The 25,557-nt window shown below is 56.9% G+C and carries 23 protein-coding genes and 6 tRNA genes; 28 read left to right on the top strand and 1 reads right to left on the bottom strand.

What is annotated here, in order from left to right:
• Positions 1 to 604 precede the first annotated feature (604 nt).
• The 27 genes from C7E10_RS04980 to C7E10_RS04840 all read left to right on the top strand — a co-directional run bounded on the left by C7E10_RS04980 (position 605) and on the right by C7E10_RS04840 (position 23,577).
• Complete coding sequence (locus tag C7E10_RS04980) at positions 605 to 1,189, top strand: biotin transporter BioY (protein ID WP_105326241.1); 585 nt, start codon at positions 605 to 607, stop codon at positions 1,187 to 1,189.
• Position 1,190: 1 nt separating this feature from the next.
• Positions 1,191 to 2,387, top strand: a complete 1,197-nt coding sequence (locus C7E10_RS04975) for a thiolase family protein (RefSeq protein ID WP_105326240.1) — start codon at positions 1,191 to 1,193, stop codon at positions 2,385 to 2,387.
• 10 nt (positions 2,388 to 2,397) lie between these two features.
• Positions 2,398 to 3,735 carry an AMP-binding protein gene (locus tag C7E10_RS04970; protein WP_105326239.1) on the top strand — a complete coding sequence of 446 codons (1,338 nt, stop codon included), beginning with the start codon at positions 2,398 to 2,400 and terminating at the stop codon, positions 3,733 to 3,735.
• Positions 3,736 to 3,867: 132 nt separating this feature from the next.
• Positions 3,868 to 5,268, top strand: a complete 1,401-nt coding sequence (locus tag C7E10_RS04965; RefSeq protein ID WP_105326238.1) for a hypothetical protein — start codon at positions 3,868 to 3,870, stop codon at positions 5,266 to 5,268.
• Between the two features lie 48 nt (positions 5,269 to 5,316).
• Positions 5,317 to 5,916, top strand: a complete 600-nt coding sequence (locus C7E10_RS04960; RefSeq protein ID WP_105326237.1) for a lipid-binding SYLF domain-containing protein — start codon at positions 5,317 to 5,319, stop codon at positions 5,914 to 5,916.
• A gap of 11 nt (positions 5,917 to 5,927) precedes the next feature.
• Positions 5,928 to 6,554, top strand: coding sequence for a tRNA (N6-threonylcarbamoyladenosine(37)-N6)-methyltransferase TrmO (gene tsaA / locus C7E10_RS04955; protein WP_105326236.1), 627 nt, complete (start codon positions 5,928 to 5,930; stop codon positions 6,552 to 6,554).
• A 178-nt stretch (positions 6,555 to 6,732) separates the two neighbouring features.
• Positions 6,733 to 7,356, top strand: a complete 624-nt coding sequence (locus C7E10_RS04950; protein WP_105326235.1) for a polysaccharide deacetylase family protein — start codon at positions 6,733 to 6,735, stop codon at positions 7,354 to 7,356.
• A 15-nt stretch (positions 7,357 to 7,371) separates the two neighbouring features.
• The gene (locus C7E10_RS04945) at positions 7,372 to 8,784 is read left to right on the top strand and encodes a lipase family protein (protein WP_105326234.1); all 1,413 of its coding nucleotides are present in this window, start codon (positions 7,372 to 7,374) and stop codon (positions 8,782 to 8,784) included.
• An 18-nt stretch (positions 8,785 to 8,802) separates the two neighbouring features.
• Positions 8,803 to 9,690, top strand: coding sequence for an amidohydrolase family protein (locus C7E10_RS04940; protein WP_105326233.1), 888 nt, complete (start codon positions 8,803 to 8,805; stop codon positions 9,688 to 9,690).
• A 1-nt stretch (position 9,691) separates the two neighbouring features.
• A complete protein-coding gene (locus C7E10_RS04935; protein ID WP_105326232.1) occupies positions 9,692 to 10,156 on the top strand; it encodes a NanQ anomerase/TabA/YiaL family protein in 465 nt (154 codons plus the stop codon).
• A gap of 220 nt (positions 10,157 to 10,376) precedes the next feature.
• Positions 10,377 to 12,359, top strand: coding sequence for a TonB-dependent receptor plug domain-containing protein (locus C7E10_RS04930; protein ID WP_200820204.1), 1,983 nt, complete (start codon positions 10,377 to 10,379; stop codon positions 12,357 to 12,359).
• Between the two features lie 246 nt (positions 12,360 to 12,605).
• Positions 12,606 to 13,589 (top strand): ABC transporter substrate-binding protein, encoded by a 984-nt coding sequence (locus C7E10_RS04920; protein WP_105326230.1) that lies wholly within the window; start codon positions 12,606 to 12,608, stop codon positions 13,587 to 13,589.
• Positions 13,586 to 14,566: a FecCD family ABC transporter permease gene (locus C7E10_RS04915; protein ID WP_105326229.1), complete on the top strand. Its 981-nt coding sequence runs from the start codon at positions 13,586 to 13,588 to the stop codon at positions 14,564 to 14,566. The genes C7E10_RS04920 and C7E10_RS04915 overlap by 4 nt, the downstream gene beginning before the upstream one ends.
• Complete coding sequence (locus C7E10_RS04910; RefSeq protein WP_234997683.1) at positions 14,566 to 15,351, top strand: ABC transporter ATP-binding protein; 786 nt, start codon at positions 14,566 to 14,568, stop codon at positions 15,349 to 15,351. The genes C7E10_RS04915 and C7E10_RS04910 overlap by 1 nt, the downstream gene beginning before the upstream one ends.
• Positions 15,351 to 17,123: an ABC transporter ATP-binding protein gene (locus tag C7E10_RS04905; protein WP_105326228.1), complete on the top strand. Its 1,773-nt coding sequence runs from the start codon at positions 15,351 to 15,353 to the stop codon at positions 17,121 to 17,123. Before C7E10_RS04910 ends, C7E10_RS04905 begins: the two co-directional genes overlap by 1 nt.
• A complete protein-coding gene (locus C7E10_RS04900) occupies positions 17,120 to 17,779 on the top strand; it encodes a MotA/TolQ/ExbB proton channel family protein (protein ID WP_105326227.1) in 660 nt (219 codons plus the stop codon). The genes C7E10_RS04905 and C7E10_RS04900 overlap by 4 nt, the downstream gene beginning before the upstream one ends.
• Positions 17,776 to 18,198, top strand: coding sequence for an ExbD/TolR family protein (locus C7E10_RS04895; protein WP_105326226.1), 423 nt, complete (start codon positions 17,776 to 17,778; stop codon positions 18,196 to 18,198). Before C7E10_RS04900 ends, C7E10_RS04895 begins: the two co-directional genes overlap by 4 nt.
• Positions 18,185 to 18,922, top strand: a complete 738-nt coding sequence (locus tag C7E10_RS04890) for an energy transducer TonB (RefSeq protein ID WP_105326225.1) — start codon at positions 18,185 to 18,187, stop codon at positions 18,920 to 18,922. Before C7E10_RS04895 ends, C7E10_RS04890 begins: the two co-directional genes overlap by 14 nt.
• Positions 18,923 to 19,045: 123 nt before the next feature.
• Positions 19,046 to 21,019, top strand: a complete 1,974-nt coding sequence (locus C7E10_RS04885; protein ID WP_234997682.1) for a TonB-dependent receptor plug domain-containing protein — start codon at positions 19,046 to 19,048, stop codon at positions 21,017 to 21,019.
• A gap of 11 nt (positions 21,020 to 21,030) precedes the next feature.
• Positions 21,031 to 21,555 carry a flavodoxin family protein gene (locus C7E10_RS04875; RefSeq protein WP_105326223.1) on the top strand — a complete coding sequence of 175 codons (525 nt, stop codon included), beginning with the start codon at positions 21,031 to 21,033 and terminating at the stop codon, positions 21,553 to 21,555.
• Positions 21,556 to 21,564: 9 nt separating this feature from the next.
• Positions 21,565 to 22,962 carry a heme anaerobic degradation radical SAM methyltransferase ChuW/HutW gene (gene hutW / locus C7E10_RS04870; protein ID WP_105326222.1) on the top strand — a complete coding sequence of 466 codons (1,398 nt, stop codon included), beginning with the start codon at positions 21,565 to 21,567 and terminating at the stop codon, positions 22,960 to 22,962.
• A gap of 102 nt (positions 22,963 to 23,064) precedes the next feature.
• A tRNA-Asn gene (locus tag C7E10_RS04865) sits at positions 23,065 to 23,139 on the top strand.
• 2 nt (positions 23,140 to 23,141) lie between these two features.
• Positions 23,142 to 23,216: transfer RNA gene (locus tag C7E10_RS04860), tRNA-Glu, on the top strand.
• Positions 23,217 to 23,223: 7 nt separating this feature from the next.
• Positions 23,224 to 23,299, top strand: a tRNA-Val gene (locus C7E10_RS04855).
• Between the two features lie 34 nt (positions 23,300 to 23,333).
• Positions 23,334 to 23,410, top strand: a tRNA-Pro gene (locus tag C7E10_RS04850).
• 8 nt (positions 23,411 to 23,418) lie between these two features.
• A tRNA-Gly gene (locus C7E10_RS04845) sits at positions 23,419 to 23,492 on the top strand.
• An 8-nt stretch (positions 23,493 to 23,500) separates the two neighbouring features.
• A tRNA-Arg gene (locus C7E10_RS04840) sits at positions 23,501 to 23,577 on the top strand.
• A 107-nt stretch (positions 23,578 to 23,684) separates the two neighbouring features.
• On the opposite strand, the gene C7E10_RS04835 is transcribed toward C7E10_RS04840, so the two are convergent.
• On the bottom strand, positions 23,685 to 24,242 hold the full coding sequence (locus C7E10_RS04835) for a hypothetical protein (RefSeq protein WP_105326221.1): 558 nt from the start codon (positions 24,240 to 24,242) through the stop codon (positions 23,685 to 23,687).
• Positions 24,243 to 24,642: 400 nt separating this feature from the next.
• Here C7E10_RS04835 and C7E10_RS04825 point away from each other — a divergent pair, with 400 nt between their 5' ends.
• Positions 24,643 to 25,557 (top strand): AAA family ATPase, encoded by a 915-nt coding sequence (locus C7E10_RS04825; protein WP_105326219.1) that lies wholly within the window; start codon positions 24,643 to 24,645, stop codon positions 25,555 to 25,557.

The raw sequence follows: 25,557 nt of genomic DNA, 5'->3' as shown, positions 1-25,557 counted from the left end.
AATCCTAGCCTAAATTTAACAAAATACGTTAACCATTCTAAGAAAAGAATTGAACAAGAAAGAAAAAAGCGGTACACTAATTGCACTATGAATGAAAATATGACAGGATACATCAAGGCGCTCCAGGCTTTTCAGGGAGAGCGGTATCAGGGAAGCCTGATCGGAAAAATTGCCTATAGCCGTCAGGCTAAGGCGGGACCCACTGCCCGGTTTACGGCAGAAGTGGTAAAGGACCGGAAACGGTTCCAACTGCTGCGGATTACCGGCTGGGAGCAGCACCAGCAGGTGGGCCAGCTGGAGTTACTGCTGTTTTGGCAGGCAACGAAGGTAAACAATGATAATGAATATAGTTTACCTAAAGAAGCTTCAAGAGAGGCTTTGCCTCCAGGTGTATATTGGAAAGCGTTTACGCCCCAGGAGGTGTACGCCTTTTCCCAGGCAACCGGGGACGACAACGCCATCCACCTGACGGAGCGTCCTGTGGTCCAGGGCCTGCTCTTATGGCAGGAACTATTTAGCAAGCTGGGAGAACCCAGCCGTATGGAAGTTATTTTCCAGGAACCGGTGCATGCCGGGGAGGGGATTTATTTGGAGGAGGAGCAACATGAGCAGCGAAATCAATCAAACTTTACATTCTGCCCGGGGAACCCAGGGCAGCCATCTCAGTTCCACCCGGGCCCTGACCACCAGCGCCGTCTGCGTGGCACTGCTGGCCGTATCGGCCTACATTTCTTTTCCCTTGCCTTTTACCCCGGCCATGGTGACGGCCCTGACCATTATGGTGAATCTGGTGGGGTTCCTGAAAACCCCTAAACAGGCCGCAGTAATTCTTGGCATCTACTTGCTGCTGGGCATGGTGGGGGTCCCCGTCTTTGTAGGCGGTACCAGCGGCATGGCCAAGATTTTTGGACCTACCGGAGGCTTTAACCTGGGCTTTTTGGCAGCCGTAGTGGCCATGAGCGCCATTCGGGGCGGCCGGAAATGGTCCTTTGGCAAATTGGTGGCTTTGGGGGTTTTGGTGGGTATGCCCATCATCTACGCCGGCGGCTGCATCAGTATGTACCTGGTAGCCAAGGTGGGTCTGTGGAAGACCCTGGTTATGGCCGTTTTCCCCTTCCTGATCGGAGACGTGCTGAAAGTGGTGCTGGCAGCCTTCCTGGCTTCCCGGCTCCAGCGGTACGTGTTTTAACATGGAGCGGGTATATATCCTGGGTGGCCTGCGCAGCCACCTGGGTGCAGAAAATGGCATATTTAAAACGGTTTCACCGGAAAAATTAGGGGCTGCCTTGCTGCAGGCCCTTTTTCGGCGTTATCCCCTGAGCCGGGAAGCAGAAGAAATCCTGGGAGGCAATGCGGTGGGTACCGGGGGCAACCTGACCCGGCTGACGGCACTTCTGGCCGGCGTAAAGCCGGAAGTTCCCTGCCTGACCCTGGATATGCAGTGCGCCTCCGGAGCGGCTGCCCTGTCTTTGGGCTTTGCCAAGGTGCGCAGCGGCCTGGCAGACGTAGTGCTCTGCGGGGGCTTTGAATCGGCCTCCCTGCAGCCTCTGCGCCATTACGCCCCGTCAGATCCCCGATATACCCCGGACGGCTTCCAGACGGCCCAATTTTCCCCGGACTCCAATAGTCCCCGGGTGATGCTGGAGGGCGCAGAACGGACGGCCCAGGTGTACGGGGTTACCAGGGAGGAGCTGGACCGTTGGCCGGTGCGCAGCCACCAAAAGGCGGCAGCCGCGGGGTCGGTGGTGGCTCCCTATATTGCCAGCCTTTTTGGCAGTACCCGGGACGAAAGCATCCGTCCTCGTATGTCCGCCAAACTGGCGGCCCGGATGCCCACCCTGTTTACCCAGGAAGAAACGGAAGCCCTGCTGACCCCGGAAGAACGGGCCCAGTGCGGGACCGTTGCTCCCACCCTGACCGCAGCCAACGCTTGCCTGCACCAGGATGGGGCGGCCTTTGTGCTGCTGGCCTCGGAAAGGAAAGTCCGCCAGTGGCAGCAGGAGGGCAAAGCCCCGGAAATGCTAGCGGAAGTGGCGGACGCCGCAGAAGCCGGCGTGAACCCCCGGTTCAGCCCTTTGGGAGCCCTCGCTGTGGGGGACAAGCTGCTGCAGCGCAGCGGCCTTGGGCCTGAAGCCATTGATACCTTTGAATATAATGAAGCCTTTGGGGTAATCAGCGCCCTGTTTGCCCGGAAATATCCCGGCTGCCTGGACCGATACCTGCCCCTGGGCGGGGCCTTGGCCTATGGGCATCCCTACGGGGCCAGCGGGGCTGTTTTGGTACTCCACGCCCTGGCCCGGCTGAAAGAAACGGGGGGCATTTGGGGCCTGTGCGCCATTGCCGGCGCCGGGGGCACCGGATCCGGCCTGCTGCTGCGCAGGGTCTAAGGAGGAAACTATGGATTATCTGGGTCTTTTGGAACAATGGGCGGCGGTCCAGCCGGAGCGCCCCTTTCTGATTACGGCAAAGGCCAGTTATACGTATCAGGAGATTTTGGAGCGGGCGAAAGACTATGCCAGAACCCTGGCGGCTTTCCAACCGGAACACCGGCCCCTGCTGATCCTGCGGAAAACGGCCCTGGAGCAGCTGATTTGCTTTCTGGGAGCGGAAAAGGCGGGCTGCGTACCCGTTTTGGCCCATCCAGATTTAAAGCCTGCTGCTGCCCGGGAATTTATGGTCAGGAGAAACATTCCCTACGGGGATCTTTTGGGAGAAAAGGTCCAATTTGCCCCCCAGGGGGACCCCCAGCCTGAGCCGGTGTGCATGGGCGTCCTGAGTTCCGGCTCCACCGGCCTGCCCAAGCTGATGTTCCGGCGCTACGCAAGCTGGGCCGGCTTTTTTACTGAGCAGAACAAAAAGTTCCAGGTAACTGGGAATACTGTAGGCTTTACGGAAGGCAGCATGAGCTTTACGGGAAACCTCAGCGTCTGGGCTTCCCTGCTGTATGCAGGAGCGTCCCTGGTGCTGTCGGATACCCTTTACAGCCGCACCTGGCTCCGGGAAATTGGCCAGTTCCAGGTGACCCTCTTGTACCTGGTGCCGGTGAAGCTGAAGCTGCTGCTGCGGGCGGCCCAGGGGCAATACCCCTCGGTAACGGCCATTATGGCCGGGTCCCAGCTTTTGGCGCCGGAAACAGCGGATCAGCTGAAGACCCATTTTCCCCACAGCCAGATTTACCTGTACTACGGAGCCAGCGAGCTGAACTATATTACCTGGCTCACCTACGAAGAACTCCAGCAGCACCCCCTGAGCGTAGGGCGCCCCTGTCCGGGGGTGAAGGTTTCCGTTTTGGACGGGAAAATCTACGTGGATACCCCTTACCATGTGGAAGGGGTGACCTGCCCCTTTACTTTGGAGGACCGGGGCTATTTTGATGCGGACGGCTACCTGACTTTTTTGGGCCGGGACGGCCGGGTAATCAACAAGGGCGGCCTGACCCTATCCTGCACCCATGTGGAGCAGGCGATTCTTTCGGTTGCCGGGGTAGCCGACGCAGTGGTGCTGCCCGTAGAGGAGGCAGCCCGGGGAGAGGACCTGGGAGCCTGCGTTATTCTTCAGGGAATTACCCTGGGGCAGCTGCGAAAAAAGCTGAAAGACCTGCTGCTGCCTGGCGAAATCCCCGGCTATTGGCTGGAACTGGACGCCCTGCCCCTAACGGGAGCCGGCAAGGTGGACAGCAGGAAGCTCAGCCAAAAGCTTCAGGCTTTGGTTCAAAATAGCCGTAAGAGCCTTTAAAAAATGCAAAATAACTGAAAAGACGTTACGAAAACGGTTTTGCTTTCTCAAAGGGCGGAACCGTTTTTTGCGTCCCGGACCGTTTTGGTATATACTAAAATAGTACAATTCTAAGATAAAGAAGGGATACTCATGCAAAAGACGAAAATATTGAGCTTGGCCATCCTGGCAGCCCTGCTTTCCAGCCCCTGTGCCTGGGCCGCAGAACCCACTCCCGCAGCCGCAGAAACGGCCGCTGCCCAGACCGATACAATGACTACTGGCAGCACAGAGGCCGCTGAGGACGAAACCACCGTTTACGGCAATGCTTCCGTTCCCATGCCCGACGCCCCTTTGGACCTGGTAGAATTTACGGCAGCCAAAATGGTTTCCGGGGAGAAAGTCACCCTGGCGGACAGTTACGCTGCCTTGAAAAACGATGAAAATATTGTGCTGGTGAAAAACGGCGCAGACGTTACCCTGTCCCACGGCGCCCTAAACAAAACCGGGAATACCACCAGTGTCCGGGGCAGCAAGTTTAACGGCCAAAACGCCGGGGTCCTGGCTGCAGATGCCACCCTGGCCCTGGACGGCTGCACCATCCGGACGGAAGCGGACGGCGCCAACGCCGTATTTGCGGCTGGGCCCAAAGGCGTCATCAAGATTCATGATTCCAATATCCGTACCACGGGGATAAATTCTCGGGGCCTGGATGCCGTAAAAGGCGCCAGCATTACTGCAGACAACATCAATATTGGCACCACGGGCCTCCGGTCCGCTGCTCTTGCCACCGAGCCGGCAGGGGCCGTGCTGAACGTCAGCAAGAGCACCGTAAATACCAGCGGCCAGGCCTCGCCCCTGGTGTACTCCAAAGGGGACATTACCCTGGCTGAGGCCAAGGGCGCTGCCGCAGCCAGCCAGATTGCGGTAGTGGAAGGCGGCAATATTGCCCGGCTGGAATACGTGGACGTGTCCGGTTCCGGCACCCACGGCATTCTGCTGTACCAGAACGGGGTCCGGGCTGATGGGGCCAATCCCACCCGGCTGTCCGTGAAAAATTCTGCCCTGCGCAGCCTGAAAACTGGCCCCCTGTTCTACGTGACCAATACCCAGGCCCGGATCTATTCCGAACTGAACACCCTCCAATACCTGGGCGGGGAACTGATCAAGGTTTCCGCCGGCCAGTGGGGGACGGAAGGGTCCAACGGAGCAGACCTGACCTTTATGGCCAACCAGCAGGCTCTGTTTGGCAACATCTCTGTGGATAATGCCAGCACCCTGGTATTGGATCTGCAAAACGGCAGCCACTATTCCGGCGCCATCAACCGGAGCCAGACGGCCAAACGGGTGGACGTCCAATTGGACGCTTCTTCTTCCTGGCAGGTGGCCGGTACCAGCTACATTACTTCTCTCAAGGATGCGGACACCACCCTGGCCAACATTAAGGGCAACGGCTTCACCGTTTATTACGACGCAGCCGATGCAGCCAATGCAGCCCTGGGCGGCAAGACCTACGAACTGCAAAACGGCGGCTATCTGAAGCCGGTGAAATAAGCCTGAGATTCAGGCCTCCGGACCGGGTCCGGAAGAAAAGAGGACATCATGAAAAAACTCAGCAGGATTTTCCTTTGTGTCATCATGGCGCTTTTGGTCTGCCTGCCGGCAGCCTCCGCTTTGGCGGCGCCCAGTGCCAGTGACCTGGCCAGTGAACGGGCGGAGCTGAGAACCAAAACGTATAAGGCTCTGCTCCAGCTCTACGAAAAGCAGCCCAAATCCCGGGAAGCCATCCAGCATTCCTATGGATACGCCGTGTTTGTGGATACCAGCTACAATCTGGGCCTGTTGGGCGGTGGTCACGGCCGGGGCCGGGCCATCAACCAGCACAGCAAACGGGAAGTCTTTATGAAAATGAGCCAGATGAAGGTGGGCTTGGGGGTGGGTGTACTCCAGTCCAACATCATCTTTGTCTTTGATACCCCGGAAGCCTTTGATTCCTTTGTGAAGAAGGGCTGGACCTTCGGCGGACAGGCTGCGGCCGCAGCTCGGGACGGTGTGCACGGGGATTCCCTGGAAGGCGCTTTCCAGGTAGCCCCCGGCATGTGGATGTACCGGGTCAGCACCAAAGGCCTGGCAGCCGAACTGGGCATCAACGGCACCCGGTTCACCGTGGATAAAAAGCTCACCGAGCCCAATAATCTTTAAGGAGGCGCCCTATGAGCGAAACAGGGGAATTGACCCTGCACCCGGTGGCCTGGTACCAGGGGGACCTGAAGGAAAAATTTGGCCTGCCCCGGCAAAGCGGGCTGGTACCCCAGCTTGCCGGCAAGATTATTATGGCTGAGGGGTTCCGCAGGCCGGAGGCCCTCCGGGGGCTGGAAGGCTTTTCCCACCTATGGCTGCTTTGGGGCTTTTCCAAGAACCATACCTGGTCCCCTACGGTGCGGCCGCCCCGGCTGGGCGGCAATACCCGGCTGGGGGTCTTTGCCACCCGGTCGCCTTTTCGGCCCAACCCGTTAGGGCTTTCTCTTGTGGAAATTAGGGAAATCCGGCTGGAGGGTCCCCAGGGTCCGGAAATCTGGGTGGCGGGGGCAGATTTGCTGGATGGCACCCCCATCTACGATCTCAAGCCCTACGTGCCCTACGCTGACGCCCGGCCGGAAGCTCGCAGCGGCTTTGCTCCGGCAGCGGATGCCCAGCTTACCGTGGAAGATCCCCAGGGCCTTCTGGAAGCCCTGCCCCAGACCCAGCAGGAAGCCCTCCGGGGCGTCCTGGCCCAGGATCCCCGGCCCCATTACCAAAAGGACCCGGAGCGGGTCTACGGTCTGACCGGTGGAATGTGAAGTTCCGAGTGGACGGAAATACCCTCTGGGTTGAAAAATTGGAAGAATAAGCAGAAGGACCTTCGGAAAGTGCCGGGGGTCCTTTTCATTTTACAGTATCGATAAATTCTCTTGCACCAATCCTGATTTTTGTAGTATGATTACATAATGAAACCAAATTTGGAAGGAGCGTATGCAAATGCTGAAAAAAGCTGTCCTGGCGGCTGCTATGACCCTGTGTCTGGGGATGGCCCTGCCCGCTTTTGCTGAAGTAGAAAGTGTACAAGCCTCGGTAGGTCTTTTGGATATGACCTGGCCCCAGGTAAAAACCGACAACAAGGCTGCGGACAAAATGGTGAACCAGAACATCAAAGCTTTCATGGACGACTTCCGCAATGGCTTTGTGGACCGGAAATTTACCGCTGGCAAAACCTGGTATGAAACCAAATTCGAAGATCCCCAGCTGCTTTCCCTGCTGCTGAGCGATGTGCGCACGGAAGGCTCTGTCTCCACCCAAAGAACCGTAGGCGCTGTCTACGATATGTCCACCGGCGACCGGCTGCCCCTGGCCTCCTTTGTCCGGATTACCCTGGCTGATATCAACGACCGGCTGAAAACCGGCTTCTACCGGGATGGGGATGTGCATGTGTACCCGGACCATCCGGCAACCCGGATTCCCACGGACTTTTTCCTGAACCCGGACGGCAGCATCTGCCTGCTGTACCAGACCAATGAAATGGGAAGTCTGCTGGAGGGCAATGTGTACCTGCGGCTGAGCCCTCAGGACATTTCTGCCCTGAATGCCAAGAATCCTAGAAAATAATCAGAAAAGGACAATATGCTGCTGAAACAATCAAAAAGCCGCTGGAGGCACAGGCTCAGCTGGGGGACGGCGTTCCTCTGTCTGGCCGTGCCTCATTTGTCTATGGGGGCGGCAAACCTAGAGACCCAGCAAACCCTGGACAAGCTCCAGGAAGCCTCCCTTACGGTGCTGGCCGCCTCCATCTGCGCCGGTACCTACGACAACGGCTCTGAAAAAAGTACGGGAAACCGCTACCTGGCTGACTACGGCTGGGATACCCAATATTACGCCTTTCAGGACGGCAAGGCCCAGGTGCATTTCACCCTGGCCCGGCATCGGGGCCTGGTGCAGGGCAAGCCCCTGGCCGTACTGGCCTTCCGGGGCAGCCAAACCCAGGGAGACTGGCAGCTGAACCTGAAAACGGATCAGGTGCTCTTTCCTGGGGGAAAACCGAAAGAACCGGAAGCTAAAAACGCTCCTGCCGTCCATCAGGGTTTCCTCCAATACGCCAGGGCCGCCCTGGACTGTCCAGTGGACCTGGACGGGGACGGCACCCCGGACAATATTCCGGCGTATTTAAAGACCCACCCGGACCAGCAGCTGCTGCTGACCGGCCACAGCCTGGGCGGCGCCGGTGCTGTGCTGTACGGGGCAGAACTGGTGCAGCAGGGGGCTTCCCCCAGCCAGCTGCCCATTATTACCTTTGGGGCTCCGGCAGTGGGAAACCCGGCCTTTGCCAAAACCTATGGAAGCAGGCTGGACCTTTTGCGGATCTATACCAGCCTAGACCCGGTGCCCGGCCTGGTGCAGACCTTCTGCGGAGGCTACCAGCAGTTTGGCCGGGAAAAGGAGTACCGGCTGTCCGGGAACTACACCGATTACCAGCACCCCATTTCCTATTACCTGGACCTGGCCGTGCGGGATTACCATCAGGTGCGGAAAGAAGCCCTGGATGAAGGGCTTATCCAGCCTTTGCCCAAACGTTCCCTAAAGGGGAATGGACCCATTGTGGCACTTGCCGTTTTCTGTAGGGACAATGGGGCGGATACCCGTTTTTCTCCCGATCTTAGCCAGTTCCTGCTGGACGAATACCGGAGCCTGCTGCCCCGGTACGTGGTCATTGCCAGCGAGCATACCCGGGAGGCCGGGGAAGAAATACCGGCTCAGGACCTTCGGGGCAAAGCTCTGGCCGCAGGAGCCCAGTACCTAATTGTGGTTCACGGAGAACGCCAGCGCCTGGGCCAGACGGACAAATGGGCCATCAGCCTGGGCCAGGAAGTCGTTGACCTGAAGAACGGGGGCGTGCTGTCCCTGACTACCGGCAGTACCCGGGTCCGCTTTGAGCAGGGCATTCTGCAAAGCACCCTGCGGCTGCTGGAGAACCAGAAAATTGCTTTACGTCAGCTTCTGCCGGTGAATTCCCAGCAGACTGTTAACGAAATAGAGTAGGAGAAGAGGGGAATTATCATGAAAATCATCGATGGGCATATGCACTTTTACCGTACCCCGGGCTTTGACCAGTTGGCCAAAGAGGCCGGTCATGAAAATACGGCGGAGCATTATCTGAAGGCCTGCAAGGAAAATAACGTGGTCATGTCCGTGGTTATGGGCAATGCACCCCTGGGACCTTCCCTGTACGGGGGCACGGTGCCCCGGGTGCCGGACCTGGCGGGGCCCTTTGACCTGGAGCATTACAACCAGCCCAAGGAAATCGTCTACTGTGCCGGGGTGGACAGCAACGCCCTGACCGAAGAAAACTGCCGGGCTACCGCCAAGGAATTTGAGCGGGTGCTTCAGACGCCCCAGTGCGTGGGCATCAAGATTTACCTGGGTTACAGCCTGGTCTATGCCTACGACAAGCGCCATTTCCCCCTGTACGAACTGGCGGAAAAGTACAATGTGCCGGTGGTCTTCCATACGGGAGATACGGCTGGGGGCCATGGCCTGCTGAAGTACGCCCATCCCCTGACCATCGATGAAGTGGCCATGCAGTTCCCCCGGGTAAAATTCGTCATTGCCCACTGCGGCAACCCCTGGATCCTGGATGCCATGGAAGTGGTGGCCAAGGACCCCAATGTGTACGTGGACCTGTCGGGCCTTTTGGAAGGCCGCTTTGACGGCGCCGTATTCTACGAAAAGCACCGGGATTACTTCAGGTACATGAGAATGTGGCTGGACTATGTGAACCGCTATGATAAGGTGATTTATGGCACCGACTGGCCCCTGATCAACATCCGCAGTTACATTGACGTGATGAAGCTAGTGATTCCAGAAGCCCATTACCAGGAATTCTTCTATGACAATGCCCGCCGGGTATTCAGCAAAATCAATCCATTGCTTCCCAAGGAGGAATAATATGATTACAGGCAATCCCCAAGATATGGCAAGAATGGCCAAAGCGCTTCAGGGCCGGGTGGCCCAGGCCCTGGAAATCCTGTCCCAGCTGGACGTAAAAGCCCTGCCGGTGGGCAAGACCCCCCTGGACGGGGACAACATCTACGCCAGCGTCAACGAGTACGCTACGGAACCCTGGGCGGACCGCCGTCCGGAAAAGCATGAGCAGTACATCGATATCCAGATTGTAGCTGCCGGCCGGGAAATTATCGGCTACGGGGACGTGGAAAATGCCGGCCCCATGACCGAAGACAAGCGGGAAACCAACGATGTGTCCTTCTACGCCTCTGTGACCCAGGAAAAGAAGCTGGAGCTGGAAGAAGGCCAGTTCGCCATCTTTTATCCCTGGGAAGTCCATCGCCCCAACTGCCAGTTTGCCGGCAGTCCGGAGCAGGTTAAAAAAGTGGTGGTGAAGGTGAGAGCCTAAGCCCCTGAAAATGCTGAGGAACCGAGTCAATGCAGCTGCATTGGCCCGGTTTTTTGCTGACCTGGGCAGCCGCAGGGGGAAGAACGGCAGAATTTTCCCCAGCTGTTTTCCTTTTGGGGCAACCTGTGGCATAATAGGGAAGAACCTGGCCGCAGCAGGCGCGCACACAAAAAAAGCCTGGAGCGGCCATACGCATCAAGAAGAAGTGAAGGAGCAGCAGATGGAGAAGCAAGGCATCACACGGAAAATCCTTTTGGCCCTGTGCCTGGGGGCGGCTGGCACTTTGCCAGCCGGCACGGTGCAGGCAGCGGCAGCGGCGGAGCTGCCGGTTTACGATTTGGGAGAACTGGTGGTTACGGCCACCAAAACAAAACTGGATAAAAAAAGTGCACCTATGTCCGTACAGACCATTACGGAAAAGGATATCCAGCAGATGGGCGCCTATAACGTCACCGATGTGTTAAAAACGGTGGCCGGCCTCAATGTAATGGAAATCAGCACGGAACGTGGGGGCGTGCCCCTGGGGGCGCAGGCCTCCCTCCGGGGCATGGGTACCTCCGCCACCCTGATTCTGGTGGACGGCCGCCGGCTGGCCGGGGAAGATTCTGGCAGCACCCGGAACGTCTACGAACTGAACCGGCTGAACCTGCACCAGGTGGAACGGATTGAAATCATCCGGGGAGCCGGGTCCGGGCTGTACGGCAGTGATGCCATGGGCGGGGTCATCAACGTCATCACCAAAAAGGAGCAGGCAGAAGGCGGCTACGCCGGTACCCAGCTGGGCTCCCGGGAAAACTCCGTGTACGGGGGCTATTCCACCGGGGACGTGGGCAAGCTGAATCTGAACTTTAACTACAACCTGACGGAAGTTCGGAAGCAGGACCAAAAGGTGGGAACCAACCTGTACGGTCCCAAACGGGATTTTGGCTTCCAGGGCAATTACCAGTTCAATGACCACAGCGGCTTGGACTTTGGGGCTTCCTTCCTGAAGGAGCAGTACCAGTCCCTGACCTACGGCAATACGGCGGCGGGAAATATGCGCGAGTGGTACGACAACAACCGGACTGACGCTCATGTGAAATACTACGGCTTTGACCGGAAAAACGACTACGAGTTCCAGACCTATTACAACCGGCTGGGAAAAGAATCCCGGCAGCGCAGCACCAGCGCCTGGCAGGACTTTGACCATGCCAAGTACGAAACCACCGTAATGGAGGGCAAGAATACCTATCGTGCCAACAAGCAGCATACCCTGACCTACGGGGCCGAATACCGCTGGCAGAAGGCCGGGGGCACCCGGCTGGGCAGCGGCGCCGGCGGAAACCAGGAGGAAACGTATTTGGGCATTTCCAAGGCCTATTCCTCCGCCAGCCTGGATTCCTACGCAGCCTACGTCCAGGACGAATGGCGGCTGTCGAACAAGCTGTTTTTCGTGCCCAGTCTGCGCTACGACCATTACGACAGCTTTGGTGGGGAGTGGTCCCCTCGGGCCGGTCTGACCTACAGCCTGAGCAAAGCTGTCCGGCTGAAAACCAACTATGGCTTGGGCTACCGGGCTCCCAGCATTTTTGAGCTGTATTCCCATATGAACCGGAACGAAGGGCAGACCCAGGTCCAGGTTTATGGGAACAGCCAGTTGGAAGCGGAAAAGTCCCGGACTTTTGACTTTGGCCTGGAAGCGGAAAAAGGCCGGAGCACCGGCCGGCTGACCTATTTCCACAACAAGGTGGACAACCTGATTGATGCCCAGCTGCTGCGCCGGCAGGGCCGTACCCTCTATTTCCAGTATGCCAATATCAAGCAGGCAGTGATGGACGGGGTGGAAGGGGAGTACGCCTACCGCTTCGACAAGCACTGGGACGCCAAGCTGAACTTTACCTACTTGGACGCCCGGGACGGCAGCACCGATGCCCGGCTTACCGGACGGGCCCGGCTGAATGGCCTGGTGCAGCTAAACTGGACCGATGCCAAGCCCAATCCCTGGACCGCTTCCCTGTATACCCTGTGGTTCAAGGATTTCCTGGACGCCAGCGGGAAAAACTATACCTACAGCACTACCAACCTGGTGGTCACCAAGGACCTGAACAAGACCACCCATTTGTACGCCGGGGTGGACAATCTGTTCAACAAAACCTTCTCCTATGAGGACGATTTCTCTATTTACGGCCGCACCTGGCGGACCGGGGTGGAATTCCGTTTCTAAGGGGCAGGGAGCTCTCTTTTAGGACCTGTTTTAGAAAAATAAAATTGGAAGTTTCTTGCAAACAGGCTTTCATAAATTGCAACCCATTGCCAAAAAGTACGAGTGAATGCGTGATACATACATTGACTCGTACTTTTTTCAGTGGTATACTATCCCTGCTAGTTAGTAAATACTAACTATTTAACATAATGAACAGCCTAAAGCTAGGAATACTTATATTAAATAATTAGAAAGGACTAACTTATCGTGAAAAAATGGATGGTGCTGGGCCTGGCTTGCTGCCTTCTGCTGGCGGCAGGCTGCGGGGAACAAAAGCAGGAAACAGCGGTAAAAACAGAAAATCAGGTGGTACTGCCTTATCCGGAGAATATGCAGAAGCTGGGGTTTACGGAAAGCGTGGTACTGCCCAAACAGCCGGAGCGGGTCATCTCTCTGGCCAATACCCCTGTCCTGGCCCTGGAAACTCTGGGAGTTCCCCAGGTGGGGATTCCGGATACCAAGATTCTCCAGTGGCCGGACAGCCTGAAACAGCGGGCGAAACTACTCCAGACGGGTATGCGTTCCAATATTGATCTGGAAACGGTGCTGACCCTAAAGCCGGACCTGGTGCTGGTGGGCGCCCATGCCAAGGATACCTACGGAAAACTCCTGGAGCGGGAAAAGATTCCTGTCTACTATGTGGCAGCGGGGCCTGCTGTTCCCTATGAGGACGTGAAAGCGCTGACCCTGATTCTGGCCGATGCCTTAGGGAAAAATAAGCCGGCTGCTCAGAAAATCAAGGACGATTTTGCTGCTATGGAACAACGGCTGAACCAGCAGCGCAAGGAAAACCAAGGGAAAAAGGTACTGGTACTCCAGGCTGCTCCGCCTCGGTTTTTCCTTCAGAACAAGAACGGCACCGTAGGCTCCATGCTGGAGCTGCTGGGCTACACCAACGTGGCTCCGGCAGCAGGCGGCGCCATGGTGCCCATGAACCAGGAAACTGCCCTTTCCTATGAGCCGGACCTGCTTGTCTGCGTCAGCGCCATGAATGGGGAAGACCAGCAGCGGGAGGCCATGGAAAAAGAATTCCAGGAACATGCCGCCTATTGGAACCATTTTGCAGCGGTGCGCCAGGGCAAGGTGGTATATCTTCCTAAGTGGTTTGCTATCTCGGGCGGTTTGGATGAACTCCAGCAGTTGGATGCCCTGATGCAAAAACTGGCGGAAACGGAAGGAGCCCGCCCATGAAGGGTGGGGAAAAAGAAACTACAGGGCTTTGCCTGCTGCTGCTCCTGGTTTTGGCCGGCCTTTCCCTTTTGGCTCTGGGTCTTGGCAGTGCCTGGTTTTCGCCCCGGGAGATTGTGGAAGGTCTGTGGCAGGGGGACGGCACCATTCGCTTGGTGGTGCTCAACCTGCGGCTGCCCCGGATTCTGATTGCTGTTCTAACCGGCTGCGCCCTGTCCCTTTCTGGGGCCCTGCTCCAGGCGGTGATGCGCAATCCCCTGGCTGATCCCGGCATTATTGGGGTTTCCGCAGGGGCGGTAACGGCAGCTACTACCGTACTGCTGCTGGCTCCTAAGCTGCTGCTTTTGGTGCCCCTGTTCGCCTTTGGCGGTGCCCTGCTGGCCTGCGTCATCATCTACCTGCTGGCCTGGAAACGGGGCGTGGATCCGGTGCGGATCATTCTCTCCGGGGTGGCGGTAAACGCTGTGCTAGGGTCCTACACTTCCTTTCTCCAGCTGCTCAATGCGGACAACCTGTCCGGGGTGCTGGGCTTTTTGAACGGGAGCCTTTCCGGCCGGGGCTGGGACCAGGTCTTCCTGGTGGCTGTCTACGCTGGCGTAGGAATCCTGCTGACCCTGTGCTGCATTAAGGGCGCCAATATTCTCCAATTGGGAGACGAGATGGCTTCCAGCCTGGGAGTCAACGTAAACGCCTGGCGGATTGGGATTTCGGCAGTGGCTGCGTTTTTGGCAGCGGCTACAGTGGCCGTAGCCGGGATGATTGGCTTTGTGGGTCTGGTAGTGCCCCATATTGCCCGGCTGCTGGTGGGAGCGGATTACCGCGCCCTGGTACCAGTTTCTGCCCTTTTGGGCAGCTGTACCCTGCTGGCCGCGGATACCCTGGGCCGGGTACTGATTCCCAGTATGGAAATCCCGGTGGGCCTGGTAATGGCCATGACCGGCGGTCCCTTTTTCTTATATATGCTGCGGAAGAAAGGATGATGAAGATGCGGCTTTATGGTGCGAAGCTGGGCATCGGCTACGAAAACAGGCTGGTGCTTCAGGATTTTGATATCTCGGTCCAAAAGGGAGAAATTACCACCCTGATTGGACCCAACGGCAGCGGCAAGTCCACGGTGTTAAAAACCTTGACCCGGCTTTTGGCTTGCCGCAGCGGTACGGTGTTCTGCAACGGGGTGGACCTGCGGCGGATTCCGTCCAAGGAGTTTGCCCGGCAGGTGGGGGTCTTGCCCCAGCAGCATCTGGTGCCTCCGGGGTTTAAGGTCAAGGACCTGGTCAGCTATGGCCGGGTGCCCTACCAGAACTGGCATCAGGGCAACTCCTCGGAAGATGAGGCGGCGGTGGAACGGGCCATGCAGGCCACTGGGGTTTGGGGCCTCAGGGATAAAACCGTCTACGCCTGCTCTGGGGGAGAGGCCCAGCGGGTGTGGATTGCCACGGTGCTGGCCCAGGAACCGGAAATCCTCTTTCTGGATGAACCCACTACCTTTTTGGACGTTGCCTACCAATACGAGGTGCTGCAGCTGGTGAAAAAGCTCAACCGGGAGCAGGGCATGGGCGTGGTCATGGTTCTCCATGATCTGGGCCAGGCCCTGGAAATCAGTGACCGGGTCATCGTTATCAAAAATGGGAAAAAATATGCGGAAGGAACCCCGGAACAGGTGATTACCTCGAAAATGCTTTGGGAGGTCTACCACGTGGAATGTGAAGTGGTGCGGCTGCCCGGCCGGCGCAAACCCATACTGGCCTACCGGGAGATTTCGTGATGCCAAGGGGCAGTGCAGCCTGGCAGCGCTCGGACTTTCGCGCTTTCCTCCACTATTTTGCCCGGTACCGGAAACTGGCCTTTTTTCTGATGCTGGGCGCTGCCGCAGGGGCTGCCCTGGAACTGGTGTTTCCCCTGGGGGTCCGGCAGATCCTCCATACGGAGCTGCCTAAGGCGGCCTGGCCGCCGGTGCTGCGCTGGTGTATAGGGTTGGGACTGGTTTATCTGCTGAACTTTCTGGTACTGTTTGGGGTTTCCTATGGGGGAGGGCTCCTCAGCGCCCAGCTGGAAAATGACCTGCGGCAGGAGCTGTTCCGGCATCTGCAAACCCTGCCCTTTGCTTTCTTTGATAATGCCAAAACCGGCCAGCTGCTGGCTACCCTCACCGGGGATGTGGCGGAAACCGGAGAACTGGCAGCCCGGCTGCCCGGGGACCTGCTGGTCAGCGTGGTGAGCCTTTTGGGCACCGCCTGTATCCTGCTGTATCTGGACCCTTTGCTGGGCGGCCTTGTGACCCTGCTTATGGGCCTTAAAGCTCTCCATACCATTTGGATTAATCTGAAGCTCAAGGCTACTTTCGGTCAGGTCCGGCAGGAATACGGCCACTTGTCCGCCATTGGGGAAGAAAACCTCAGCGGGGTCCGCATGGTCCGCGCCTCCACCGCAGAGAGCTGGAGCGTCCGGGCCTTTGCCCGGGCTTCCAGGGCCTATCTGGCAGCCCGCCGCCGGTCTTTTGGCATCCGGTCCTATTTTGGGGCCAGCGTGAACTTTTTCACCAATTCCATCTATTTGGCCATTCTGCTGGCAGGCAGCTGGCAAATCCAGCGAGGCGCCCTGCTGCTCAGTGACCTGGTGGCGTTCTTCCTCTATGTGGGCGTCTTTATCAAACCTGTGATGAAGCTGGTGCTTTTTGTGGAAACGTACCAGCAAAGTATGGCCGGGTTCCGGCGCTTTCGGGCCCTGATGGGCGAGGCGGCTGAGGACCAGGAGCCGCTGCCGGAACTGCCGCCGGTGCAGGGCAAAATAGAATTTCAAGATGTATCCTTTGGGTACCACCCGGGAAACCCCGTGCTCCAGCACATTTCCCTGGTGATTCAGCCCGGGGAAAAGGTGGCATTTGTCGGTCCCACCGGTACCGGCAAAAGTACCCTGATCAGTCTGCTGCTGCGCTTTTATGAGCCCCAGTCGGGCAGCATCCTGGTAGACGGCCGGGATATTTCCCAATATTCCCGCCGCAGTCTGCGCCGGCAAATTGCCCTGGTGCAGCAGGACGTATTTCTTTTTTCCGACTCGGTGTGGCACAACCTGGTGTACGGTACTTTTGAATGCAGTGAAGAAGAAGTCTGCCGGGCTGCAGAGGCGGCCAGAGCCCTGGACTTCATCCGGCAGCTGCCGGAACAATTTGCTACAGAAATTGGCGAACGGGGCATCAAGCTTTCCGGGGGTCAGCGCCAGCGGCTGGCCCTGGCCCGAGCCTTTTTGAAGAATGGCGCCATCGTGGTGCTGGACGAGGCCACCTCGGCCTTGGACAACATTACGGAAGCCCAGATTCAGGGAGAATTGCAGCGGCTGAGCCGGGGCAAGACCACCCTGATGATTGCCCACCGACTGAGCACCGTGGCCCAGGCTGACACCATTGTGGTGCTGGACCGGGGCCGAATTGTGGAAAAGGGCAGCCCAGCGGAGCTGCTGGCCCGCAAAGGCGCCTATTACCGGCTTTGGCAAAAGGAAACCGGAAAACTGGAAGAAAAGGAAAGAAGGAGACAAAAATGAACATCTTTGCGGTAGGTTTGGATTATTTTATCAAAGGCGGCTGGGTCATGTACCCCTTGCTGCTGTGTTCCTTGGCTGCCGTGGCCATTGGCGTGGAACGCTTCCTGTTCTTTCGGAAGGCGGACAGCGGCCGGGCGTTTACCAAGGGCTTTTGCCGCTATATTGAAAATAATGACTGGAACCATGCCAAGGCTTTGGCCGACCATACCCAGGGAGAAATTGCCAAGTTGGCCACCATTGTCATGGACCGGCACGACAACTACGAGTACCTGGAAAACTTTATCAGCTACCGGGCAGAACGGGCCCTGGACAAGTTCGAAAAGAATCTGCCCTACCTGAGCATCATCGTGACCCTGTCCCCGGTGCTGGGGCTCTTAGGTACGGTAACCGGCATGATGGACGCCTTCAACAACCTGACCCAGCGCATGGCCAACCCCATGTCCGTTACGGCAGGGCTGGCCGAAGCGCTGATTACCACCGTGTTTGGCCTGTGCATCTCCATTGTGGCCGTTTGCTTCCACGGGTATTTTGAGCGGCGGATGAAGCTGCTGACCCTGAACCTGGAAGAAATGGGCAATACCCTCCTGGAAGCCGTCCGGAAAAAGACGGAAAGGGAAACCCCGGAACTGATGCAAGGGGGCAGAAGACGGGCATGATCAAGCTGAAAAATCGCAAGAAACAGGAAATCGGGATTATGATCAGTCCCATGATTGATATGAGCTTTCTGCTGCTGGTTTTCTTCGTGGTCAGCACCATGAGCATGAGCGAAGTGAAAACCGTTCCCGTCCAGCTGCCGGCAGCCTCCCAGGTGCAGCTCCAGCAAAGCAGCCAGTTTGCCGTGACGGTAAAGGCGGATGGCAGCCTCTATTTGGGTACCACCCCCATTACCCAGGACACTCTTTTGGCCCAGGCCAAAGCCCAGGCCGCCCAAAACCCCAACTTTTCCCTGGTGATTTATGGGGACGGCAAGGTCCCCTACGAGGCCATCATCCACCTGCTGGATTCCTGCAAGCAGGCGGGCATTACCCGGGTGGGACTGGTGGCAGAACAGGCGGCGCCCCATGCAGCTCAATAATTGCCAAAAGGGTATTACCGTTTCCCTGGGAGCCCATCTGCTGGTCTTTGTGCTGCTGGGCCTGGCAGGCTGGCAGAGCTGGGAGAGCCGGCAGCAGGATAACCGCATTTATACCGTACAGATTGTTTCCGGCGGAGTGCCGGGAGCAAAAAGCGGCGGTGGCACGGCGGCAGCCTTACCGGCCCAGCCCAGTCAGGCTGTGAGCAGAACCCAGGTACGCCCCAGCAGTGAGATTCCTCTGCCGGGAGCCACACCCGTCCCTGCGGCAAATGCTTCTGCCCCCCTGGAGGCTCCGGAACCTGCGGGCGCAGCTGTAGGTTCCAGTGCCGCCACAGGTACAGGAACAGGAGCAGGGATAGGTTCTGGTACCGAAGCCGGCAGTGGGGACGGCAGCGGCACAGGAGAAGGTACGGGAGGCGGCGGCCCCAGCTTTGATGTGGACGCCATCCAACCCGACGTTTCTCCGGAGCTTTTGAGCTCCGTTCCGGCTGCCTATCCGGAGCAGCTGCGGAGCCACGGCATCCAGGGCAGCGTCCGGGTGCAGCTGGTGGTGGGCAAGGACGGTTCGGTGGAAACGGCCTCCGTGATTGCCAGCTCCGGCTACGGGCTCATGGACCAGGCAGCCCTTGATGCTGCCTATGGGTATACCTTCAGCCCGGCCTACAAGGAAGGCATTCCGGTGCGGTGCTACGCCACCCGGACTTTCCGGTTTTATTTGCATTAATTGCTTTATTTGGATTATGGGATTTCGCCTGGCAGGTCTGGGGAGTGGGCCTGCCGCCAAAGGCAGTCTATATAGTACAATGCGGGAGCCTGACTTATAATGCACTGATAAAGGAGAATGATGATGGATAAACAACGGATGACCCGGCAAATTGTCTTGGCCCTGTGCCTGGGGGTGGCAGCAGGAGGCGCGCAGCTGGGGATTGCCCAGGCCGCTGCTGCAGAAACGGAGGACTTGGAAGCCTATGATTTGGGCGAAACAGTGGTAACCGCTACCAAGACAAAACTGGCTGAGAAAAAAGTGCCTATGTCTACGCAGGTCATTACGCAAAAAGAAATCAAGGAAACAGGTGCCTATAATGTCCGGGACGTGCTGAAAACCCTGGCCGGCCTCAATGTAATGGAAGCCGGCATGACCGGCAACATGGTGTCCATCCGGGGGATGGGAACTTCTTCCACCCTGATTCTGGTGGATGGCCGGCGGATGTCCGGGGAGGACTCCGGCAGCACCATGAACGTGTACGAACTGAACCGGGTCAACCTCCAGGACGTGGAGCGTATCGAAGTGATCCGGGGCTCCGGCTCCGGCCTGTACGGCAGTGATGCTATGGGCGGGGTTATCAATATCATCACCAAGAAGAACCAGAAGGAAGGCGGTTACGCCGGCACCCAGCTGGGCTCCCGGGAAAGTTCCGTCTACGGAGGCTATTCCACCGGGGATGTGGGCAAGCTGAACCTGAATTTCAACTACAACCTGACGGAAATCCGTAAGCAGGACGAAAACGGTGATACCAATATGTACGGGCCCAAACGGTACTTCAATTTCCAGGGCAATTACCGGTTCAACGACCACAGCGGCCTGGACTTTGGGGCTTCCTTCCTGAAAGAACAATACCGCTCCCTGACCCTGGGCACCACCTCCGCCAGCGATATGACGGAATGGTACGACAACAACCGGGCGGATTACCATGTGAAGTATTACGGCTTCGACAAGAAGAACGATTACGAAATCCAAACCTACTACAACCGGCTGGGGAAGGAATCCCGGAAACGGACCAGCAGCTCCTGGCAGGACTTTGACCACGCCAAGTATGAAACCTTTGTGGTAGAAGGGAAAAATACCTACCGGCCCAACACCCAGCATACCCTGACCTACGGGGCGGAGTACCGGAAACAAAAGGCTGGGGGCACCCGCCTGGGGGCAGGGGCCAGCAATCCCTATACGGAAACGTACCTGGGCATGAGCAAGACCTATTCTTCTGCCAGCGTGGAATCCTACGCCGCCTATTTGCAGGATGAATGGCAGCTGTCGGATAAGCTGTTCTTTGTGCCCAGTATCCGCTTTGACCATCACGAAAGCTTTGGCGGGGAATGGTCGCCCCGGGCCGGCCTGACCTACAATCTGAGCCAAAATGCCCGCATCAAGACCAACTACGGCTTTGGCTACCGGGCTCCCAGCATTTTCGAACTGTACTCCCATATGGACCGGAATATGGGCCGGATGCAGGTACAGGTTTGGGGCAACAGCGAACTGGAAGCCGAGAAATCCCGGACCTTCGATATTGACCTGGAAGCCGAGAAGGGCAAGAGCACGGGCAAACTCACTTATTTCCACAACAAGATCAGCAATATGATCGACAGCGAGTTCCTGGGCCGCTTTGGCCGGGCAGTCCGGTACCGTTACGTGAACATCAACAAGGCGGTGATGGACGGCGTAGAAGGGGAATACGGCTATCGTTTCGACAAGCATTGGGACGCCAAGCTGAACTTTACCTACCTGGACGCCAAAGACGGCAACACCAACGCCCGGCTTACCGGCCACGCCCGGATGAACGGACTGGTGGAGTTAAACTGGACCGACGCCAAACCCAATCCCTGGACTGCTTCCCTGTACAATATGTGGTATAAGGACTACCTGGATGGGGAAGGCAAGAACTATACCTACAGTACCACTAACTTTGTGGTGACCAAGGACCTGAACAAGAACACCCATATTTATGCCGGGGTGGACAACCTGTTCAACAAGACCTTCTCCTACGAGGATGCGTTCTCCATTTACGGGCGCACCTGGAGAGCAGGCGTGGAATTCAAATTCTAAGGAGGCTATTGATGAAAAGCATCGTTTTATATTCTTCTCGGACCGGAAATACCAAAATGGTGGCAGAGGCCATTGCCTCTGCCCTGCCCAAGGGCACACCCTGCCTGGATATCCAGAAATTGCAGGAGCCCTTGGACGCCTACGACTGCGTGTTCATGGGCTACTGGGTGGATAAGGGAACGGCGGACGCTGCCTCCCAAAAGGTCCTGGCCCAGCTGCACAACCCCCATGTGGCCCTGTTTGCCACCCTGGGCGCCAATCCCAAAGGGGAGCACGCAATGAAATGCCTGGAAAACGGCGCCGCCCTGCTGCCTCCAGGCCAAAAACCGGAAGCCTGCTTCATCTGCCAGGGAAAAGTGGATCCCAAGCTCATTGAAGCCATGTACCAGCGCTTTCCGCCGGAAAGCCTCCACGGCAGAAATCCTGCCAGCGAGGCCCGGCATAAGGCTGCCTCCACCCATCCGGACGCCACGGATCTGAGAGATGCAGCGGCTTTTGCCCGGGAGGTGCTGCTGTCCATCCAGGCGGGGAACTAAGGAGGAATTATGGACCTGAAAAGTTATTTTAATCAGTTGACAACCAAGGAGCGGGAACTGCAATTTGGCCGTAAGGCCGCAGACCCTCTGCGGCACGCCTTTGACGTGAAACGGGTGGTGCATGCCGGCATGAACGGGGAAATGGTGCCGCCGCCCCTGGCCCAAAAGACCTGGCAGGACCTGATGCACCAGAAAGTCCAGGGACATCCCACCCAAATGGCCTATTTCCATATTCCTTTCTGCAAAACCAAATGCCTGTACTGCGGCTTTTTTCAGAACGGAACGGACCAGGCGGCAGAAGATGCCTATATCAAACGTCTGATTCGGGAAATCGAAATGGATGCTGCCCTGCCCAGACTCAGCGGGGCGCCCATTCAGGCCGTGTTCATTGGGGGCGGTACGCCCACCTCCCTGTCTCCGGAAAATGCTGGCCGGCTGCTGTCCACCATCCAGAACTGCCTGCCCCTGGCCAACGATTATGAGCTGACCCTGGAAGGGCGGATCCACGACCTGGTGCCGGAAAAAATGGACGTGTGGTTTAAAAACGGGGTGAACCGGATGTCCCTGGGGGTCCAGTCCTTCAATACGGAGGTGCGCCGGGCCGTGGGCCGGCTGGACGACCGGGAGGAAGTGCTGCGCCGGCTGCAAACCCTGTCCTCCTATAACCAGTGCTCGGTGGTCATCGACCTGATGTACGGCCTGCCCCTGCAAACCCAGGAGGTCTGGCAGGACGACGTGAAGACCCTGGTGGACTCCGGCATTGACGGGGCGGACCTGTACCAGCTGGACGTATTTGAACAAAGCGACCTCCATGTGTACATCCAAAAGGGCAAGCTGCCTCCGGCGGCTACCACCCAGGAGCAGTCTGCCATGTTCTCCTTTGGCAAGAACTATCTGGAAGCCCAGGGCTACAAGCGGCTGAGCTACTGCCACTGGGCAAGAAACAACCGGGAACGGAGCCTGTACAATACCCAGGCCCGCTGCGGAACCCACCTGTTCCCCTTTGGCTGCGGGGCAGGGGGCCATGTGGACGGCCTTTCCACCATGCTGGAGCGCCGGCTGCCGGCCTACCAGGCCGCCATTGACCAAGGGAGAAAACCTCTGATGTTCCTGATGCGCCAGTCCCCCTATGCCCCTTTGGCAGAAGTGATTATGGGGCAGATGAACCAGAGCCGGCTGGACCTGCAAAAGCTGATCCGTATGGAACCCCGGCTGAAAGGGTTGGAATTTTTGGGCTCCCTGTGGGAGGAATATGGCCTGTGGCAGGATAACGGCTATCTGTACCAACTGACGGAAGCAGGGCAGTTCTGGCAGGTGAATATGACCCAGACCCTGCTGGAGAGTGTGGAGCATCTCCTGGGTGGTTCCAGCCAAATTCACCAGAAAAAAGTGGCCGCCCAGGGCTGATTTTCCGCCCCCTGAAAAATCTTAAAAAAAGTTTTAAAAAGTTGTTGACAGAAACCCCCATCTCTTATATAATACTTTTTGCAACGCACTAGCGATGCAAATTCCCCGATAGCTCAATGGTAGAGCACTCGACTGTTAATCGAGTTGTTGTAAGTTCGAGTCTTACTCGGGGAGCCAATGGCCGGATGGTCAAGCGGTTAAGACACCGCCCTTTCACGGCGGTATCGGGGGTTCGATTCCCCCTCCGGTCACCATTTTCCCGGGCGATTAGCTCAGCTGGGAGAGCGTCTGCCTTACAAGCAGAATGTCGGCAGTTCGATCCTGTCATCGCCCACCATTTTTTTTTGTAAAAACTGCAAAGTGATTGACGACGGGGCGTAGCTCAGTTTGGTAGAGCACCTGCCTTGGGAGCAGGGGGTCGTAGGTTCAAATCCTGTCGCTCCGACCACATTATGTGCGGGTGTAGCTCAATGGTAGAGCACTAGCCTTCCAAGCTAGCTACGTGGGTTCGATTCCCATCACCCGCTCCATTTCTTTTGGCCCCGTAGCTCAGCTGGATAGAGCAACGGCCTTCTAAGCCGTGTGTCGAGTGTTCGAATCACTCCGGGGTCACCACTTTAAGATAAAAGCGAATGTTGCCGAGTCATCGGGACATTCGCTTTTTTGCGTTATAGGAAGTATACAGAAAGGGCCAGGCGGATTGCGTTCCGTCTGGCCTTTTTTTATTTGCGGATGGAAATATGTACGAACGGCTTAATGAGAACGTCTTTCGGATTCAAAGCATTTACGTTTTTCCAATTGATATTTTTGGCTTGGTCATCTCTCATTTCTGCCTGATAGAGTTTAATCATGGACTCCTGGCCAGTGGCCTTATTCATAGCTTTGTCAGTGACAATAAAGGCCGCATGGGCTACAGGCACTCCGCTATTAAAGGCTCCGTTAAAAGCTGCTAGGGATTCCATGCCTAGCAGAGCCTGCGCATGGTCAGGAGTCAGCATGGAGCCAAAAGAGGCATTAATAACTACGTTATATTTATCTCCCAGGGGATTAATGTCGATGCTCTTGATAGGGCCAATATCCTTTTGGGTATTTTGTGAGTTATTGACTGCATCGATGATGCCTTTTTGGATTTTTCCCTCTGGCGTGTCGATTTTTTGAGTTTGGACAGCTGCCGGAACTTTTGCGTCATCCTTTTTATCGGATCCACACCCTAGGACTCCAAAGGCCAGCAGGGTGGCCATGGACAATGCTGCGAACTTCTTCCCTACGTTTTTCATCATTTTTTTCCTCCTAATCTCTAACATAAAACTCCACTTACAGAAATACCCAAAGCATCAAAAAAATAATGCAAAAAAAGGCCGATAACTATTGGAAGGGGAAATACAATAAACGTGGCGATTACGAATGCGGTGTTTATGGTAGCGAATTCGTAATCGCCTACTTCGTGTTCCCTTAGCCATCGTACAACCTGCTTGAACTTCATATTTCCACTTCCCATAGCTTCTATTACCTTTATTATATGATCTTCTCCCTTTTTCTTCAACCCAAGGGGAATCAGGCGGCTCACGCCCCGCTCAGACAGCTTCTGCAAAAGGGACATTTCTTTCCCGGGATTCTGCACCATCCTACTGGGAAAATGCTATAATTATCACAGATTGCGACGGAGGGAGCGGGCAGAGTATGCTGGATTTTTTACGGAAAGAACAGGTTTCAGAAGAACTGATTGCCGGGGTGGAGGCCTATAGGAAGGCCCATCCGGTGGAAGAACAGTGGAAGAACCGGGTGCCGGTGCCCCGTTTCCCGTACTATGGCAAAAAGGTCTGGGAGGAGGCCATTGCGGCCCTGCTGTGCGGCCAGAACCTGCTACTAGCAGGGCCTAAGGCCACGGGCAAGAACGTATTGGCAGAAAACCTGGCAGCGGCCTTCCAGCGGCCTATGTGGAATATTTCCTTCCACATCAACGTGGATGCCACCTCCATGCTGGGCACGGATACCTTCCGGAACGGGGAAGTGGTGTTCCGGCCGGGGCCGGTGTACCAGTGCGCCCAGTGGGGCGGCTTTGGGGTTTTTGACGAAATCAACATGGCCCGGAACGAAGCCATGGCCGTGCTCCATTCCTTGCTGGACTACCGGCATCGGGTGGACATTCCCGGCTACGACCTGCTCCAGGCCAACGAAGCCTGCCGCTTTATTGCCACCATGAACTACGGCTACTCCGGCACCCGGGAACTGAACGAAGCCCTGACCTCCCGGTTTGCGGTAATCCAGTTGCCGCCCATTGACGGGGCCACCCTGGACCGGCTGCTCTCCACGGAATTTCCTACGCTGAAAAAACAGGCCCGGGAGGGCTTTGGCCAATTGTTCCTGGACCTGGAAAAGAAGTGCCAGGAAGCGGAAATCTCCGAGCGGGCGCTGGACCTGCGGGGCCTTTTGGACGCCCTCCAGTTGATCCAGCAGGGCCTGGAAGCCCACGATGCCCTGGAAATGGGTCTGGTGAACAAATCCTTTGACGAATACGAGCCCGGCATTATCCGGGATGTGATCAAGCTGCGCATTCCCTCCACCTACCGGAAGCAGGATATCTTTGAGGAGTGA

Source organism: Acidaminococcus hominis (assembly GCF_900291475.1).
Lineage (GTDB): Bacteria > Bacillota > Negativicutes > Acidaminococcales > Acidaminococcaceae > Acidaminococcus > Acidaminococcus hominis.
The sequence above is the reverse complement of the archived record's forward strand: the minus strand, read 5'-3'. Positions and strand labels throughout refer to the sequence as shown.

What these genes read in the sequence shown, in the direction of transcription:
- C7E10_RS04980 (WP_105326241.1), top strand. Translation starts at nt 605, where the DNA reads ATGAGCAGCGAAATCAATCAAACTTTACATTCTGCCCGGGGAACCCAG.
- C7E10_RS04975 (WP_105326240.1), top strand. Translation starts at nt 1,191, where the DNA reads ATGGAGCGGGTATATATCCTGGGTGGCCTGCGCAGCCACCTGGGTGCA.
- C7E10_RS04970 (WP_105326239.1), top strand. Translation starts at nt 2,398, where the DNA reads ATGGATTATCTGGGTCTTTTGGAACAATGGGCGGCGGTCCAGCCGGAG.
- C7E10_RS04965 (WP_105326238.1), top strand. Translation starts at nt 3,868, where the DNA reads ATGCAAAAGACGAAAATATTGAGCTTGGCCATCCTGGCAGCCCTGCTT.
- C7E10_RS04960 (WP_105326237.1), top strand. Translation starts at nt 5,317, where the DNA reads ATGAAAAAACTCAGCAGGATTTTCCTTTGTGTCATCATGGCGCTTTTG.
- tsaA (WP_105326236.1), top strand. Translation starts at nt 5,928, where the DNA reads ATGAGCGAAACAGGGGAATTGACCCTGCACCCGGTGGCCTGGTACCAG.
- C7E10_RS04950 (WP_105326235.1), top strand. Translation starts at nt 6,733, where the DNA reads ATGCTGAAAAAAGCTGTCCTGGCGGCTGCTATGACCCTGTGTCTGGGG.
- C7E10_RS04945 (WP_105326234.1), top strand. Translation starts at nt 7,372, where the DNA reads ATGCTGCTGAAACAATCAAAAAGCCGCTGGAGGCACAGGCTCAGCTGG.
- C7E10_RS04940 (WP_105326233.1), top strand. Translation starts at nt 8,803, where the DNA reads ATGAAAATCATCGATGGGCATATGCACTTTTACCGTACCCCGGGCTTT.
- C7E10_RS04935 (WP_105326232.1), top strand. Translation starts at nt 9,692, where the DNA reads ATGATTACAGGCAATCCCCAAGATATGGCAAGAATGGCCAAAGCGCTT.
- C7E10_RS04930 (WP_200820204.1), top strand. Translation starts at nt 10,377, where the DNA reads ATGGAGAAGCAAGGCATCACACGGAAAATCCTTTTGGCCCTGTGCCTG.
- C7E10_RS04915 (WP_105326229.1), top strand. Translation starts at nt 13,586, where the DNA reads ATGAAGGGTGGGGAAAAAGAAACTACAGGGCTTTGCCTGCTGCTGCTC.
- C7E10_RS04910 (WP_234997683.1), top strand. Translation starts at nt 14,566, where the DNA reads ATGAAGATGCGGCTTTATGGTGCGAAGCTGGGCATCGGCTACGAAAAC.
- C7E10_RS04905 (WP_105326228.1), top strand. Translation starts at nt 15,351, where the DNA reads ATGCCAAGGGGCAGTGCAGCCTGGCAGCGCTCGGACTTTCGCGCTTTC.
- C7E10_RS04900 (WP_105326227.1), top strand. Translation starts at nt 17,120, where the DNA reads ATGAACATCTTTGCGGTAGGTTTGGATTATTTTATCAAAGGCGGCTGG.
- C7E10_RS04895 (WP_105326226.1), top strand. Translation starts at nt 17,776, where the DNA reads ATGATCAAGCTGAAAAATCGCAAGAAACAGGAAATCGGGATTATGATC.
- C7E10_RS04890 (WP_105326225.1), top strand. Translation starts at nt 18,185, where the DNA reads ATGCAGCTCAATAATTGCCAAAAGGGTATTACCGTTTCCCTGGGAGCC.
- C7E10_RS04885 (WP_234997682.1), top strand. Translation starts at nt 19,046, where the DNA reads ATGGATAAACAACGGATGACCCGGCAAATTGTCTTGGCCCTGTGCCTG.
- C7E10_RS04875 (WP_105326223.1), top strand. Translation starts at nt 21,031, where the DNA reads ATGAAAAGCATCGTTTTATATTCTTCTCGGACCGGAAATACCAAAATG.
- hutW (WP_105326222.1), top strand. Translation starts at nt 21,565, where the DNA reads ATGGACCTGAAAAGTTATTTTAATCAGTTGACAACCAAGGAGCGGGAA.
- C7E10_RS04835 (WP_105326221.1), bottom strand. Translation starts at nt 24,242, where the DNA reads ATGATGAAAAACGTAGGGAAGAAGTTCGCAGCATTGTCCATGGCCACC.
- C7E10_RS04825 (WP_105326219.1), top strand. Translation starts at nt 24,643, where the DNA reads ATGCTGGATTTTTTACGGAAAGAACAGGTTTCAGAAGAACTGATTGCC.